Origin of the sequence: Alistipes intestinihominis, from assembly GCF_040095975.1 — a bacterium.
Lineage (GTDB): Bacteria > Bacteroidota > Bacteroidia > Bacteroidales > Rikenellaceae > Alistipes > Alistipes senegalensis.
On sequence record NZ_JBBMFL010000030.1, the window covers coordinates 1 to 14,008 of the forward strand.

The following is a 14,008-nucleotide window of genomic DNA, read 5'->3' on the forward strand; positions in this document are numbered from 1 at the left end:
ATCGTCCGCCGGCCCTCGCACGCCGCCTCGATGCGGGCGATGTTGCGGGCGTTGACACCCGTCGGCCCGTCGATGCGGGTGTCGTAGGGGTGGTATTCGACCTGACAGGCGGTCAGGAACACAACGGCCAAAAGCGGAAAGAGTTCGGTTTTCATAACGGCTGTTTTACGGACTGCAACCGGAAATTGCTCGGCGAACACCCGACATGCGCCTTGAAGAAGACCCCGAAGAACGACTGATTCGGAAAGTTCAGGTCATAGGCGATCTGCTGAATGCTCCGGTCGCTGTTTTTCAGCAGAAACAAGGCGTCGTTGATCACGAAATGGTCGATCCACTCCCCGGCGCTGCGACCGCTCACATCGCGCACCAATGTCGTCAGGTATTTGGGCGTCAGGTTGAGCTGTTCGGCATAGAATCCGAGCCGCCGCTGCTCCCTGTAATGCTTCGCAAGCAGCTGGATGAAGCGCACGAAATAGGAATTGCGCCGGTCTTTCACCGATCGTTTCACCTCCTGACGCGGCAATACGGGATCGGAAAGCACGTCGCCCAATGAATAGAGAAACGAGGCGACGGCATTGCGGACGGCCATAGCGCAGAATTCCGAATCGCTTCCCCGGTCGGTCAGATGCCGGATATTGTGCAGCTGCACGAAACAAAGGTCGATCTGCTCCGGAGTCAGCCGGATAACCGGGTATTCAGCGAACCGCATCATAAGTTCCGAGACATGTTTCATCGCCATGACACCCCGAAACGCAGGGGCGGAGTCGAGGATGAGACACCGGGCGGAGAACTCACGCCGGCTTCGGATGACGATCCGGGTTTTCGGAAGGATGAAGATCATCTGGTTCCGTTCCAGGCGGAATTCCGTTCCGTTGACGGCGAAATCGACCCGGCCTTTCGTACAGAATACGAAACCGCCGATCTCCGTGCGAATCAAAGATCCGGGCTTCAACCGCTCGTCGGACGCAGCGTCCAGATGTCCGATCACGCATCCGTTGCGACGCATATTGGCAGATGCCATGAAATGACGGGCGGCATCGTCGAAGGTCAAGACCGAAATCGGTGAAAAAGTGTTGGTTGCGTTCATTACTATACGTTTTTTGGATATTTATTCTGCGGGCGTGATGTCGGCCAGTTCGTCGGTGATGGCCTGCTGGCGACGCTTGTTGTAGGTCAGCGACAGGTCGTCCAACAGCTCCGCAGCGTTGTCCGAGGCGGTCTGCATGGCGACGGTGCGGGCCGCCTGCTCGGCCGTAATGCTGTCGAGCAGCACCGCATGGAGGCGCGCGCGAAGCGTCTGAGGCAGCAGCGCCGCGAGGAGCGTCTCCGCCCCGGGCTCGCAGATGTACTCCGGCACGCGGCCGGGCCGTTCTTCGCCTGCGGGCAGCGGCAAAAACATCTCCTGCACGGGCGTCTGACGCCCCATCGAGCGGAAATGGTTGTAGACCAATACCACCCGGTCCGCCTCTCCGGCCGCATACTCCGCCATCAGGGCGTCGGCCAGCGCCGCGGCACCCTCGCAGGCCGGATTCGACACGAGCGTGCGGAAGCGGCCGTCCGTATCGTAGCCCGCTTCGGCGGCCGCCTGCGCGATCTTCTCGCCGACGGGAATCACCGTCACGCGGTCGAAGCCCTCGGCGCGGAGCCGTTCGACCTGCTGCGCCAGCGCCTTGACGGCATTGGCGTTGAACGACCCGCACAGCGAACCGTCGGACGAAAAAGCCACGACGACGGCCCGTCCGCGCTTGTCGTGCGGCAGGAGCAGCGGCGACGCAGCCTTCGCGCCGGATGCCGCCGTCAATGCCGCCGCGATCTGCGACAGGCCCCGTTCGTATTCGGCCGCCGCCTGCGCCTGACCCTGCACGCGGTGCAGCTTGGCCGAGGCGACCATCTTCATCGCCGAGGTGATCTTCAGCGTACTTCGCACCGAAGCGATGCGCGCCTTTATCTCTTTGAGTGCGGCCATACTCCTATGCTTTCAGATGGGACGACACCCGTTCGGCCGCAGCTTCGATGGCGGCGGCGGTCGCCTCGCCGATCACCCCCTCGCGCAGGGTCGGGAATACCTCCGACGTTTCCAGCTCGCGGAGCAGCTCCCGTTCGAAATCGGCGACCCGCTCGACGGGAATCTCCCGCATCAGTCCGTGCGTACCGCAGTAGAGGACGGCGATCTGCCGCTCGACGGGCATCGGGCTGTACTGCGGTTGCACCAAAAGACGCGTGTTCTTGCGCCCCTTGTCCAGCACGGCGGCCGTCACGGCGTCCATGTCGCTGCTGAACTTGGAGAAGGATTCCAGCTCGCGGTACTGCGCCTGGTCGATCTTCAGCGTACCGGCCACCCGCTTCATCGCCTTGATCTGGGCGTTGCCGCCGACGCGCGAGACGGAGATGCCCACGTCGATGGCCGGGCGGTTGCCCTGATTGAAAAGGTCGGCATCGAGGAAAATCTGACCGTCCGTGATGGAGATGACGTTGGTCGGAATATAGGCTGACACGTCGCCCGCCTGCGTCTCGATGACGGGCAGCGCCGTGAGCGACCCGCCGCCGCGCACCTTGCCCCGGAGCGATTCGGGCAGGTCGTTCATCCGCTCGGCGACCTCCTGCTGGTCGATGATCTTGGCGGCACGCTCCAACAGCCGTGAGTGGAGGTAGAAGATGTCGCCCGGATAGGCTTCGCGGCCCGACGGACGGCGCAGCACGAGCGACACCTCGCGGTAGGCCACGGCCTGCTTCGAAAGGTCGTCGTAGACCACGAGCGCATGGCGCCCCGTGTCGCGGAAATACTCGCCGATGGCCGCCCCCGCGAAGGGTGCGAAATACTGCATGGCGGCCGAATCAGCGGCCGTGGCGGCCACGACGACCGTATAGTCCATCGCCCCGTGGCGGCGCAATGTCTCGACGAGCGCGGCGACGGTCGATGCTTTCTGGCCGACAGCTACATAGATGCAATAAATCGGGTCGCCCGCCTCGAAGCAGCGGCGCTGGTTGATGATCGTGTCGATGGCGATCGCCGTCTTGCCGGTCTGACGGTCGCCGATAATCAGCTCACGCTGTCCGCGGCCGATGGGAATCATCGCATCGACGGCCTTCAGGCCCGTCTGCAAGGGCTGGTTCACCGGCTGGCGGAAGATGACGCCCGGGGCCTTGCGCTCCAACGGCATCTCCGTGAGGTCGCCGCCGATCGGGCCCTTGCCGTCGAGCGGCTCGCCCAGCGGGTCGATGACGCGGCCGAGCATCGCCTCGCTCACGCGGATCGAGGCCGTGCGGCCCGTGCGGCGCACGAGGTCGCCCTCCTCGATGCGGTCGGTGGGCCCGAGCAGCACGGCACCCACGTTGTCCTCTTCGAGATTCATCACCACGGCCCGCATGCCGTTGTCGAATTCCAAAAGTTCGTTCGCTTCGGCGTTCCGCAATCCGTAGATGCGCACCACGCCGTCGCTGACCTGCAACACCGTGCCCACCTCGGCGAACTGCGCCGTGAGGTCGATGCGCTGCAATTCGGAAAGGAGTATATCCGAGACTTCCGATGGTTTTATCTGTTCTGTGTCCATGATTTCATACGATTCTGTTCTGTTTGTTTCCGAAGCCCCGGCGCAGCGTGTCCAGCTGGCGCGCAAGGCTCGCATCGACCAGCAGGTCGTCGAAGCGCAGCACGAAGCCGCCGATGAGCGACGGATCGGTCTCACGGCGAAGCCGCACCTCGCGGCTGCGGGTCCGCATCTGCATCAGACCGGCGATCCGGTCGGCCTCCTCGTCGGCGACGGGAGCGGCCGTCGTCAGCGTCGCGTCGAGTATGCCGTGCCACTGCTTGTACAAGGAGAGGTAGGAGTGCAGCATGAAGCACAGATACTTTTCCCGGCGGCGGCGCAGCACCAGCGAGACGAACCCCTCCAGCGTGCGGCTGACCGTGCCGTCCAGCACCTGCCGGAAGAGCGCCTCCTTCGCCGCGGCGGGCAGCACGGGCGACAGGAGCGCATCCCGCAAAGAGAGGTCGGTGCGATAGACGGCGGCCAGGTGGCGCACCTCGTCGTAAACCCGCCGTTCTTCGCCGTTGGCGGCGGCGAAGTCGGCCAAAGCCGTGGCATAGCGTCGGGCGATCAATCCGGTGTACATGTCGTTCGGTTTTTCGGGCGTTCGATTTCGTCGAGCAGCCGCTCGGCCAATGCGGTCTGCGATGTCTTGTCCTGCAACTCGCAGCGCAGCATCTTTTCCGTGACGGCCACGGCGAGCAGGGCCACCTGCTGCCGGGCGTCGCGCAGAATGGCTTCCCGCTCCGCTTCGGCCTCGGCACGGGCCTCCGCCACCAAGCGGGCACGCTCCCCGGCGGCCTGCTCCCGCGCTTCGGTCAGCATGCGTTCCCGCTCCTCGGCAGCCGTGCGGAGGATGTCCGCGCGTTCGGCTTCGGCCTCCATCCGCATCATGCGTTTTTCCGTCTCGACTTCGGAGAGCTGCTGACGGGCTTTCCGCGCCGCATCGAGCGAAGAGTCGATGTAGTGTTTCCGATCGTCGATCGCCTTGACGATGACCGGAAAACCGAACTTCGCCACGAGGAAGAACACCGCGCCGAAGGCGAGCGTCATCCAGAACAGCAGTCCCGATTCGGGTTGTAACAGTCCCATGATTGCCGTCGCTGAGGGTTACAGGGCCATGAAGCAGACGGCCACGGCGAACAGTGCCACGCCCTCGATCAGGGCCGCGACGATAATCATGTTCGTGCGGATCTTGTCCGCCGCTTCGGGCTGGCGGCCGATGGCCTCCATAGCCGACGAACCGATTTTGCCGATACCGAAAGCCGCACCGATGACGGCCAGACCTGCGCCGATGGCGGCGCCGAAAATTCCTAAGGTTTCCATGATTTCATTTATTTAAGATTCGACATGTTTCATTTTGTTCCGTGCGGGGCGTCTCCTGCGCCAGTCCGATGAAGACGGCCGAGAGCATCGTGAAGACGTAGGCTTGCAGGAAGGCCACCAGCAGTTCGAGGCAGTTCATGAAGACGCTGAGCAGCACCGACACCACCGTCATCGAACCGCAGACCGCCGCCCCCATTTCGGCCGTCACGAAGACGATGCACGTGAGGATCAGGATCACCGAATGGCCCGCCATGATGTTGGCGAAGAGACGGATCATCAGCGCGAAAGGCTTGGTCAGGATGCCGACGAACTCGATCAGCGGCATGATGGGAACCGGCACCTTGAGCCACGTCGGCACGTCGGGCCAGAAAATGTCCTTCCAATAGTGTTTCGTCCCGAAGAGGTTGATGGCCAGGAACGTGGCCACGGCCAGCACCAGCGTCACGGCAATGTTGCCCGTCACGTTGGCTCCCGCCGGAAAGATCGGGATCAACCCCATCAGGTTGTTCACGAGGATGAAGAAAAAGACCGTGAGCAGATAGGGCGCGAATCGGCGCCACCGCTCGCCGACGCAGGGGCGGATGATGCCGTCCAGCAGCGACGAGCAGAGCATCTCGAACAGCCCGACCACGCCGCGCGGCGCCTCCTCGGTCACCCTGTGGCGGCGATACCAGCGTGCGACACCCAGCACGAGCGCGACGACCAGCGCGCTGTTTATCAGCAGCCCCGCCGCCGTTTTGGTAATCGAGAGGTCCAGCGGCCGGACATCGGACCCGTCGGCCTGCCGCTCGACGATGCGGCCGGCATGGTCGCCTTCGGAGGCGATGCGCAGCCCCTCGTATTCGGCGCCGCCGTGCAGCCGCGCCGAGGAGAAGCAGTGCCATCCGGTCGTGCGGCTGCGCACGATGACGGGCAGATGAAGGGTCCATTCCCGTTCGCCAGCAGTCGTGATGTGCCACTCGTAGCTGTCGCCGATATGCTCCATCACCACGCCGATCACATCGGGACCCGACTGTTCGGCGGCCGCGCGAAACGGAAGCGACAGCCATGCGAGAAAAAACAATATTTTATATTTCCACTGCATGATATTTATTTTTGGGAACAGGGCTCGGGAAGTTCGACATTGGCCGCCACCGTGTCCCGCTCGATCCGGACGAACCCCCGCAGGATCTCCTGTTCACGCTCTTCCGCACCGGACGTATAGCGGATCTTGCCCGCCGTCAGCTGGGCGATCAGGGGCGCATGTCCGGGCAGGACGGTGAAAGCGCCTAACGCTCCCGGGAAAGAGACCTTTTCGACGGCCGTGTGGCACAACACACCGCGCGGAGCCACAATAATAAGCTGCATATCAACATGTTTTTCAGGTTTCGCAATTACGATTTCCGCATCAGCTCCTCGCCCTTGCGGATGGCGTCGTCGATCGTTCCGACATTCAGAAACGCCTGCTCGGGCAGGTGGTCCGTCTCACCGTCCAGAATCATCCGGAAGCCCCGGATCGTCTCGGCGATGGGCGTCATCACTCCGGGAACCCCCGTGAACTGCTCGGCCACGGAGAAAGGCTGCGAAAGGAACCGCTGCACACGTCGGGCGCGGTTCACGATCGTGCGGTCTTCGTCCGAAAGCTCGTCCATGCCCAGAATGGCGATGATGTCCTGCAACTCCTTGTTGCGTTGCAGAATCTGTTTCACCCGCTGGGCCGTCCGGTAGTGCTCCTCGCCGACGATGTTCGGGTCGAGGATGCGCGAGGTGGACTCCAGCGGATCGACGGCCGGATAGATGCCCAGCCCGGCGATCTTGCGGCTCAGGACGGTCGTGGCGTCGAGGTGCGTGAAGGTCGTGGCCGGAGCGGGGTCCGTCAGGTCGTCGGCAGGCACGTAGACCGCCTGCACCGAGGTGATCGACCCGTGTTTGGTCGAGGTGATGCGCTCCTGCATCCGGCCCATCTCGGTGGCCAGCGTCGGCTGGTAGCCCACGGCCGAGGGCATGCGCCCCAGCAGGGCCGAAACCTCCGAACCGGCCTGCGTGAAACGGAAGATGTTGTCGATGAAGAAGAGGATGTCGCGCGACGCCCCCTCCCCGCCGCTGTCGCGGAACGATTCGGCGACCGTAAGGCCCGACAGAGCGACCGACTTGCGGGCTCCGGGCGGCTCGTTCATCTGGCCGAAAACCAGCGTGGCCTGCGATTTGGCCACCTCGTCGTAATCGACCTTCGAGAGGTCCCAATGGCCCTCCTCCATGCTGCGTTTGAACGCCTCGCCGTAGCGGATGACGCCCGATTCGATCATCTCGCGCAGCAGGTCGTTGCCCTCGCGCGTTCGCTCGCCCACGCCGGCGAAGACCGAAAAGCCGTTGTGGCCCTTGGCGATGTTGTTGATCAGCTCCATGATGAGCACCGTCTTACCCACGCCCGCGCCGCCGAACAGACCGATTTTGCCACCCTTGACATAGGGTTCCAGGAGGTCGATCACCTTGATGCCCGTGTAGAGCACCTCCTGCGAGGTGGCCAGTTCTTCGAACTTCGGCGGCTCGCGGTGGATCGAAGCCTCGCCCGTGCGGTCGAGCTCGCGCATGCCGTCGATGCTCTCTCCCGTGACGTTCATCAGGCGCCCTTTGATCTGATCGCCCACCGGCATCGAGATCGCACGGCCGAGCGGGACTACCCGCATGTGCCGCCGCAGCCCGTCGGTAGAATCCATCGCCACCGTGCGCACCGTATGCTCGCCGATGTGCTGCTGCACCTCGACGACGAGCTCTGTGCCGTTCTCGCGGCGGATCGACAGCGCCTCGTCGATGGCCGGAAGCTGCCCCTCCGTTTCGGGGAAGCGAACGTCCACCACCGGGCCGATGATTTGTGAAATGTATCCTTCCATCTGTTTCGTCTTGTTTGTTTCGTACGGCAAAGCAACTGATTCCGCGCGACATGGCGGTTATCTTTTCGGCTCATAGAGTGTCCGATATTTCCCGCCCGCTCCGCAAAACGACCTATCGAACATATCTGCATCCGAAACGGACTTATGCACGGTAATGCCGATCCGCGATCAAACGGATCTGCCTGCGGTAGATCAGGCAGGCGAGGAGGAAATAGACGCCGGTCTGAATCCAGAGGCCGCGCAGTTCGAAGGCAACGTCCGAAAGCGTCGCACCCGTCGATTGGATGCGGACATAGCCGTTCATGCCGAAAGTCGAGGGGAAGAGGCAGGCCACCCCTTTCCAGAAGGCGGGAACGGAGGGCCACGGCCACGACACGCCCGAGATGAAGAGCAGCGGCACGGAGAGGCATACGAACAGCAGGATGCAGTCCTCGCGCCGCCAGACGAGCGACGACAGCACCATCGCCAGGAAGATGCACGCGAGCAGGAACGGCACGACGAAGGCCGTGAGCGTGGCCAGGTCGCCCAGCTGCGGCAGCGAGAATCCGTGCGTGACGATCGTGAAAGCGTAGAGGGCCATCACGATGTAGATGCCGAAATAGGCCGCCGCCTTTCCCAATACGATGCAAACGGGATTCTTGTAGTCGCGGTGGAACGGCACGAGCGACCCGCGGAAGCGTTCGCGCATGCGGCCGGCCGACATGCCGACGCCCAGCAGCAGCGTCTGCTGGAGAATCAGCATCAGCACGGGCGGTATGAGAAACGCCGCAAAGCCGCTCTGCGGATTGTACAACGCGACGTAATCGTACTCGATGGGCGTGTGCTGTATCTCGTCCTGCCGGTCGGTCGTGCCCGGCAGGTGGCGCCCGACCTTGATGTCGGCGTTCATCTCCAGCGACACTTTGGTCGCAGCCAGCAGCAGGGCTTTGTAGTAGAGCATACTGCTCATGTCGCTGTATACGCCGACGAAGGTCTGGTCGCCGCGCCGGATGTCCTTCGTGAAGCTCTCGGGAATGCGGATGATGCCGAAGACCTCGCGGCGGCGCAGCAGCTCTTCGGCCTCGGCGACCGTCGTGCAGTGCGCCGCGACGGCAACGTCGGGCGTGGCGTCCACCATGCGGATGAACGCACGGCTCTGCGGCGTGCGGCTGTCATCGACGACCGCAGCCGGCACCTCGCGCACGACCTCGTTGGTATAGACCCACGAGTAGAGGAGCGGATAGGCCAGCGGCACGAAGAGGATGAAGATCAGGATGCCCTTGTCCCTGAACAGGTCGGTCAGCTCGTCGTACCAGATGCGGAAAACAGTGCGGATCGGTTTCATGGTTTATAATGATATTTGAGGAATGCGGCGCGATAACGGCCGTTGACCGCGAGCGGCAGCATGATGAAAAGCAGCAATGCGACGACCGAGGGCCATGCGCAGGCGATCGGATAGCCGTTCAGCGCCTGATCGACATAGAGCAGATAGTAATGACGCAGCGGGAACAGGGCGGCCAGACGGCCCAGCACGGGGGCCATAGCGGTCGTCGGATAGGTGAACCCCGCCAGCGAGAACGAGAGGATGCCCCACAACGACGACAGACACATCGCAAGGCGCATCTGGCCGCTGAAAACCCCGAACAGAAAGACGCCGAACGCCTGCGAGGCCAGCACGGTCAGGATGCCGATGCCCATCATCGCCGCGATCCCGCAATTGCACGGAAATCCCATGAACCGGTAGAGATAAACGTCGTAAAAGAGGATCATCAGCACATACAGCACCGTCTGCGGCAGCAGTTTGCCGACCAAGGCCGTCGTCACGGAGTAATCGGCCATGCGGAACCACTTGCGCTGCGTCCGCTGTTTCCACTCCAGTCCGATCGTGTAGGTCGTCGAGAGCATGATGAGCAGGATCAGAATGCCCGGCAGGACGATGTTCGAGAGGTAGACGGAGTAGTCCAGCGTCGGGTTGTTGAGCGGATGCGCCTCGACGACGATGGGACGGATCACGGCCATCGCCGCCCGCTCGTCGTACCCTTTGGCATAGAGCGTCTCGCGGGTCAGCGCCAGCGAGAGAATCTCGGAGGCGGTCATCATGTCCTTCATCAGCAGGGTCCCCGGCACGAAATAGGCTTCGTTGGTGTAGAACGACACGCAGGGCTGTTTGCTGGCCATCGCCTTTTCGGTCGTGCCTTTCGGAATGTAGAAGAATCCGTATATCTCGCCCCGCTGCACCGCTTTGCGGGCTTCGGAGAAAGAGTCGTACTGATCCGCGAAGTCCGAAGCCTCGAACGCCTCCATCGTGCGTGCGAGGATGCGCGTGATGTGCGTGCGGTCCTCATCGACCAGTCCCATCGGGAGGCCGGTCGGCAGACCGGCCCGCATCAGCGACGTGAAGAAGACGACGCAGACCACCGGCATGACGATCATGCAGAACAGGAAGATGGGCCGGCGGGAGAAGATGCCCAACTCCCGCCGGAAAATAGCCGTCAGCCGTTCGATAGTTCCACGGTGTCTCATTCGATCTCGCTTTTACGAAGTACGGCCGACATGCCCGGGTGAAGCCCTTCGACGGGCGATGCGGGGCGGGTCCTCACCTCGAATGTCTTCAGGTCGAAGCGGTCGAGCGCCTTGGTGGCCTTCCACACGGCGAAGCTGCCCACGTCCTTCATGCGCGTGATACGCACCGGAACGGCGATGTCGAGCGCCGGGAGGTAGGCCGTCAGCTCCCGTCCGACAGCGATACCCGGCAGCAGGTCTTCGCGGATGTTGAACGTGAACCACACGTCGTCCATACGGGCCACGTTCATAATCGGCGCTCCCGTGCCGACCAGTTCGCCGACCTCGGGAAAAATCTCCGTCACCAGTCCGTCGTCCGAGGCCGTGAGTATCGTCTCGTTCAGGTAGGAGGTCACCTCGGCGATGGCTCCCCGGGCCCGCGACACCTGCGCCTCGGCAGCCAGCCGGTCCTCCCGGCGGGCGCCGTTCACGGCCATGTCGTACTGCGCCCTGGCGGCACGCTCCGTAGCGGCGGAGGCTTCGTATCTGGCCTGCGCCTCGTCGAATTTCTGGGCGGCGACAACTCCCTCGCCGTGCAGGCGTTCGATGCGCCGGAAGGTCTTTTCCGCCACCTGCAAACCCGCCCGGGCCTGCTGCCAAACCTCGTAGGCGGCCTGGATCTGCTCCTGCCGCGAACCGTTGCGGGCCTTCAGCTCCAACGCTTCGGCAGCCGAACGGGCCGCCTCGGCCTGCGCCAGCCGCGCGGCCATGTCGGGAGCCTCCATGACGGCGAGCGTGTCGCCCCTCCGCACGCAGTCGCCCTCGGCGACCCGGATTTGCAGCACGCGCGACGGCACCTTGCACGACACGCGGTAGTCGGTCGTTTCGACCTCGCCCTGAATATACTCCTCCCGCTCGGGCAGCGAGAGCCCGATGACGATGACGACCGCGATCACCGCAAGCATGGATACGGCCGTCAAAAGAATCCCTTTTTGCTGTTTGTTCGTTTTCATATGCGTCTTGTTGTTTGAATTATTTCAATGTACCCAGCGCCTTGCGCAGATAGAGATCGGCGAGCAGCACGTCGATGCGGGCGGTGAGCCGCTCCGAATGGGCGGAGAGCCATGCGGTCTGCGCCTCCAGCACGTTGCTGACGGGGATGACCCCTTCCTGCATGCCGAGGGTGGCGCAGCGCAGGTTCTCATCGGCCTCCGCCTGGCTGCGCGTGGCGGCCGCATACCGCTCGGTCGCCTCCCGCATTTTCTGACGGCTCTGCGTCACCTGCAACTCGACCTTCTCGGCCGCCTCCTCGAACTGATACGCGGCAATGGCGGCTTCGCGGCGGGCGGCCTGCACCTTGTGGTGGCGCTCGCCCCAGGTCAGAATGGGAATCTTCACCACCACGCCGACATTCCACAGTCCGTTGAATTTTTTCTGGAATCCGTTGGTGAGCGAGGGGTTGCTCGTCAGATAACCGCCTGTGAGCGCTACATTGGGCATGAATTCGGAGCGGGCGATCGTCACCTTGTGCTTCCCGATCCGCTGCGCCATGTCGAGGCTGCGGAGTTCGGGACGGTTTTCCAACGCCGTCTCCAAGTCGGCGGCAGTCGTCCCGACCGGCAGTTCCGCGGCTTCATCCCGCAGCCGGACTTCCGTCGTCAAATCCAAGCCGCACAACTGGCAGAGCAGCATCCGGGACAGGGCGAGCCCGTTATCGACCTGAATGAGCGCCACCTCCGCCTCGTTGACCTTCACCTTGATGCTCAGTCCGTCGGCCTTGGTGGCCATCCCCGCCTCGATCAGCTGCCCGACATCGCCGTCGAGCTTCCACACCAGTTCGAGGTAGCTCTCGGCCAGCCGCTTTTTCGATTGCAGGGCGACGATCTGCCAATAGGTGCGATCGACTTCGAGAATCACCTCTTGCAGCTGCTGATCGTGCTGGCTGCGGGCGATCTGCTCCGCAAAACGGGTGATCTTGTCATAGGCCGCGATCTTGCCGCCCATGTAAACCGGCTGGGTCAGCATCACCGACGCCACGGTCATGTTCCGCGTATCGGTACGCAGACCATCGACCAGACTCGTCCCGAAAGCGTCGAGACCTCCGGCAAGCGAACCCGCGACGGGCCCGAACTGCTCGCCCAGCGAAGGATACTGCTGCAAAATGCCCTGCAACTGCCCGGAGGCGTTCGTGCCGAGTCGCCCCAGCGTATTTTTCTGTTCGTCGCTGAGCAGCGACAATTCGTCCGACGTATGCAGGTAGGCTCCTGCCGCCGAAATCCGGGGCAGGTAGTTCGTGAAGGCGGCCTTGCGCCGGTGACAGGCCGCCTGCTCCCTCTCGCCCGCCATACGCAGCTCCTTGTTGTTCTGGATGGCCAAAGTCCGGCACTCCCCGATCGAAAGCTCCGTCGTCCGGGCCTGCACCGCGACCGCCGCAACGAGCAGCCATCCCGTCAAGATTCGTGTTTTCATATTCGTGCATTTGATTCGGCTGCAAAAATGAACCATCCGCACGAATCCGCGGTTATCCATCCGTACGGGAAGAGGGCCGAAATTCCACACGCCGCGGAAATCGGTAAATATCGGACACTCGACAAGCGGTTTCGGCCACCCGCCGTATCCGAAAAGGACTTATTTTTGTCTTTCGGAACAATTCTGTATAAACTGAATCATATGCGACCCGAATCCAACAGCGAAGAACCTTTCAAGTTTCTGTCGGAACATTTCGTCATCTTCGAAAACGCAAGGGATTTCGTCCGGCTCGACGATCAAAAGGGCTGGCGCATGCTGCTTTTTTGCATCGACGGACGTTTTCAGATCGAAGTGAACGGCACGCCCTACACCATCGAACCGAACGACATCGCATTCTGCACGCCCGACAAGATAGTCACCCGCACGATGATGAGCCCCGATTTCAAGGGGTATCTGTTCGGCTGCTCGGCGAACTTCTCCAAACGGATTTTTCCGAACTCGGCGGATTTATGGAACAAGGTGTTCTATATGAGCCGCAATTTCAAGATTCACCTCTCCGACAGGGAATCCGTCGAATTGCTGGAGGATTATCATTTTCTCAAACGGAAAATCACACGCATCGACCATCTCTATTACGACGAAATCATACGCTGTCTGCTGCAAGCGTTCCTCTACCAGACGGCGCATGTGCTCGACAACCATGTCGAGGCGGAAACGACCGCCACCGAAGAGCCGCTTCAATCCCGGCACCAGATCTGCCAGGCGTTCATCGACCTGCTCTCCTCGACCAAACCCGTGCCGCGCTCGGTGCAATGGTATGCCGAGCGGCTCTGCAAAACTCCGCGTTATCTCTCGACGGCGGTCAAGCGCGCCAGCGGCCGAAGCGCTTCGGAATGGATTCACGAAGCCCTGACGCGCGAGGTGGCCGACGCGCTGAAAAATTCCCCGAAAAGCATCAAGGAGATCTCCGACGAGCTCGACTTTCCGAATCTTTCGTTCTTCGGCCGTTATGTCCGTCAGCGGTTGGGATGTTCGCCGTCCGAGTTCCGGCAGCGGAAAAACAATCCGCAATAGCCCTTTCGCTCCGGCCCGGACTTCGTCTGAAGTCATGGGGCATAAAACAGATTATCCCGCACGAAACGGCCATCATCCCCGAAATGGAGACCGTAGTAAATCAGCGGGATAAATTCCACACTGCAAAAAGCGAGAGCCCGATAATCGACGATTATCGGGCTCTTGGCATATATCCGCTGAACGTTATTCTACGACAAAGATCGGGATTCCGAATAGGAAGGCCGTTTTCTTCAACGGCCCGAGCAGATGTCCGACCCCGAT

The 14,008-nt window shown here is 62.1% G+C and carries 14 protein-coding genes; 1 reads left to right on the forward strand and 13 read right to left on the reverse strand.

Annotated elements, in window-relative coordinates:
- Window positions 1–151 precede the first annotated feature (151 nt).
- The 13 genes from WMO46_RS15240 to WMO46_RS15300 form a co-directional block, all read right to left on the reverse strand.
- On the reverse strand, window positions 152–1,087 hold the full coding sequence (locus tag WMO46_RS15240) for an AraC family transcriptional regulator (protein ID WP_276715545.1): 936 nt from the start codon (window positions 1,085–1,087) through the stop codon (window positions 152–154).
- A gap of 21 nt (window positions 1,088–1,108) precedes the next feature.
- Window positions 1,109–1,966: an ATP synthase F1 subunit gamma gene (atpG, locus tag WMO46_RS15245; RefSeq protein WP_276715542.1), complete on the reverse strand. Its 858-nt coding sequence runs from the start codon at window positions 1,964–1,966 to the stop codon at window positions 1,109–1,111.
- A gap of 4 nt (window positions 1,967–1,970) precedes the next feature.
- On the reverse strand, window positions 1,971–3,551 hold the full coding sequence (gene atpA, locus WMO46_RS15250; protein ID WP_349094631.1) for a F0F1 ATP synthase subunit alpha: 1,581 nt from the start codon (window positions 3,549–3,551) through the stop codon (window positions 1,971–1,973).
- A gap of 4 nt (window positions 3,552–3,555) precedes the next feature.
- Window positions 3,556–4,113: an ATP synthase F1 subunit delta gene (atpH, locus tag WMO46_RS15255; protein ID WP_349094632.1), complete on the reverse strand. Its 558-nt coding sequence runs from the start codon at window positions 4,111–4,113 to the stop codon at window positions 3,556–3,558.
- Entirely contained in the window at window positions 4,098–4,619 is a 522-nt protein-coding gene (gene atpF / locus WMO46_RS15260) for a F0F1 ATP synthase subunit B (RefSeq protein WP_349094633.1), read from the reverse strand. The genes atpH and atpF overlap by 16 nt, the downstream gene beginning before the upstream one ends.
- A gap of 18 nt (window positions 4,620–4,637) precedes the next feature.
- Window positions 4,638–4,853, reverse strand: a complete 216-nt coding sequence (gene atpE, locus WMO46_RS15265; RefSeq protein WP_129650366.1) for an ATP synthase F0 subunit C — start codon at window positions 4,851–4,853, stop codon at window positions 4,638–4,640.
- A 4-nt stretch (window positions 4,854–4,857) separates the two neighbouring features.
- Entirely contained in the window at window positions 4,858–5,937 is a 1,080-nt protein-coding gene (gene atpB, locus WMO46_RS15270; RefSeq protein ID WP_349094634.1) for a F0F1 ATP synthase subunit A, read from the reverse strand.
- A 5-nt stretch (window positions 5,938–5,942) separates the two neighbouring features.
- Complete coding sequence (locus WMO46_RS15275) at window positions 5,943–6,200, reverse strand: F0F1 ATP synthase subunit epsilon (RefSeq protein WP_276762513.1); 258 nt, start codon at window positions 6,198–6,200, stop codon at window positions 5,943–5,945.
- A 26-nt stretch (window positions 6,201–6,226) separates the two neighbouring features.
- On the reverse strand, window positions 6,227–7,723 hold the full coding sequence (gene atpD / locus WMO46_RS15280) for a F0F1 ATP synthase subunit beta (protein WP_349094635.1): 1,497 nt from the start codon (window positions 7,721–7,723) through the stop codon (window positions 6,227–6,229).
- A gap of 142 nt (window positions 7,724–7,865) precedes the next feature.
- Window positions 7,866–9,047, reverse strand: a complete 1,182-nt coding sequence (locus WMO46_RS15285) for an ABC transporter permease (RefSeq protein ID WP_276762511.1) — start codon at window positions 9,045–9,047, stop codon at window positions 7,866–7,868.
- Complete coding sequence (locus WMO46_RS15290) at window positions 9,044–10,225, reverse strand: ABC transporter permease (protein ID WP_129650372.1); 1,182 nt, start codon at window positions 10,223–10,225, stop codon at window positions 9,044–9,046. The genes WMO46_RS15285 and WMO46_RS15290 overlap by 4 nt, the downstream gene beginning before the upstream one ends.
- Window positions 10,222–11,217 carry an HlyD family secretion protein gene (locus tag WMO46_RS15295; protein ID WP_019149884.1) on the reverse strand — a complete coding sequence of 332 codons (996 nt, stop codon included), beginning with the start codon at window positions 11,215–11,217 and terminating at the stop codon, window positions 10,222–10,224. Before WMO46_RS15295 ends, WMO46_RS15290 begins: the two co-directional genes overlap by 4 nt.
- A gap of 19 nt (window positions 11,218–11,236) precedes the next feature.
- Window positions 11,237–12,673, reverse strand: a complete 1,437-nt coding sequence (locus WMO46_RS15300; protein ID WP_349094636.1) for a TolC family protein — start codon at window positions 12,671–12,673, stop codon at window positions 11,237–11,239.
- 201 nt (window positions 12,674–12,874) lie between these two features.
- Between WMO46_RS15300 and WMO46_RS15305 the strand changes: the two genes are divergently transcribed.
- Window positions 12,875–13,747: a helix-turn-helix domain-containing protein gene (locus WMO46_RS15305; RefSeq protein ID WP_165357735.1), complete on the forward strand. Its 873-nt coding sequence runs from the start codon at window positions 12,875–12,877 to the stop codon at window positions 13,745–13,747.
- Window positions 13,748–14,008: the final 261 nt, after the last annotated feature.

Coding starts and splice junctions, on each gene's coding strand:
- WMO46_RS15285 (WP_276762511.1), bottom strand. CDS start 9,047: ATGAAACCGATCCGCACTGTTTTCCGCATCTGGTACGACGAGCTGACC.
- atpF (WP_349094633.1), bottom strand. CDS start 4,619: ATGGGACTGTTACAACCCGAATCGGGACTGCTGTTCTGGATGACGCTC.
- WMO46_RS15305 (WP_165357735.1), top strand. CDS start 12,875: ATGCGACCCGAATCCAACAGCGAAGAACCTTTCAAGTTTCTGTCGGAA.
- WMO46_RS15275 (WP_276762513.1), bottom strand. CDS start 6,200: ATGCAGCTTATTATTGTGGCTCCGCGCGGTGTGTTGTGCCACACGGCC.
- WMO46_RS15290 (WP_129650372.1), bottom strand. CDS start 10,225: ATGAGACACCGTGGAACTATCGAACGGCTGACGGCTATTTTCCGGCGG.
- WMO46_RS15300 (WP_349094636.1), bottom strand. CDS start 12,673: ATGAAAACACGAATCTTGACGGGATGGCTGCTCGTTGCGGCGGTCGCG.
- atpA (WP_349094631.1), bottom strand. CDS start 3,551: ATGGACACAGAACAGATAAAACCATCGGAAGTCTCGGATATACTCCTT.
- atpH (WP_349094632.1), bottom strand. CDS start 4,113: ATGTACACCGGATTGATCGCCCGACGCTATGCCACGGCTTTGGCCGAC.
- WMO46_RS15240 (WP_276715545.1), bottom strand. CDS start 1,087: ATGAACGCAACCAACACTTTTTCACCGATTTCGGTCTTGACCTTCGAC.
- atpB (WP_349094634.1), bottom strand. CDS start 5,937: ATGCAGTGGAAATATAAAATATTGTTTTTTCTCGCATGGCTGTCGCTT.
- atpE (WP_129650366.1), bottom strand. CDS start 4,853: ATGGAAACCTTAGGAATTTTCGGCGCCGCCATCGGCGCAGGTCTGGCC.
- WMO46_RS15295 (WP_019149884.1), bottom strand. CDS start 11,217: ATGAAAACGAACAAACAGCAAAAAGGGATTCTTTTGACGGCCGTATCC.
- atpG (WP_276715542.1), bottom strand. CDS start 1,966: ATGGCCGCACTCAAAGAGATAAAGGCGCGCATCGCTTCGGTGCGAAGT.
- atpD (WP_349094635.1), bottom strand. CDS start 7,723: ATGGAAGGATACATTTCACAAATCATCGGCCCGGTGGTGGACGTTCGC.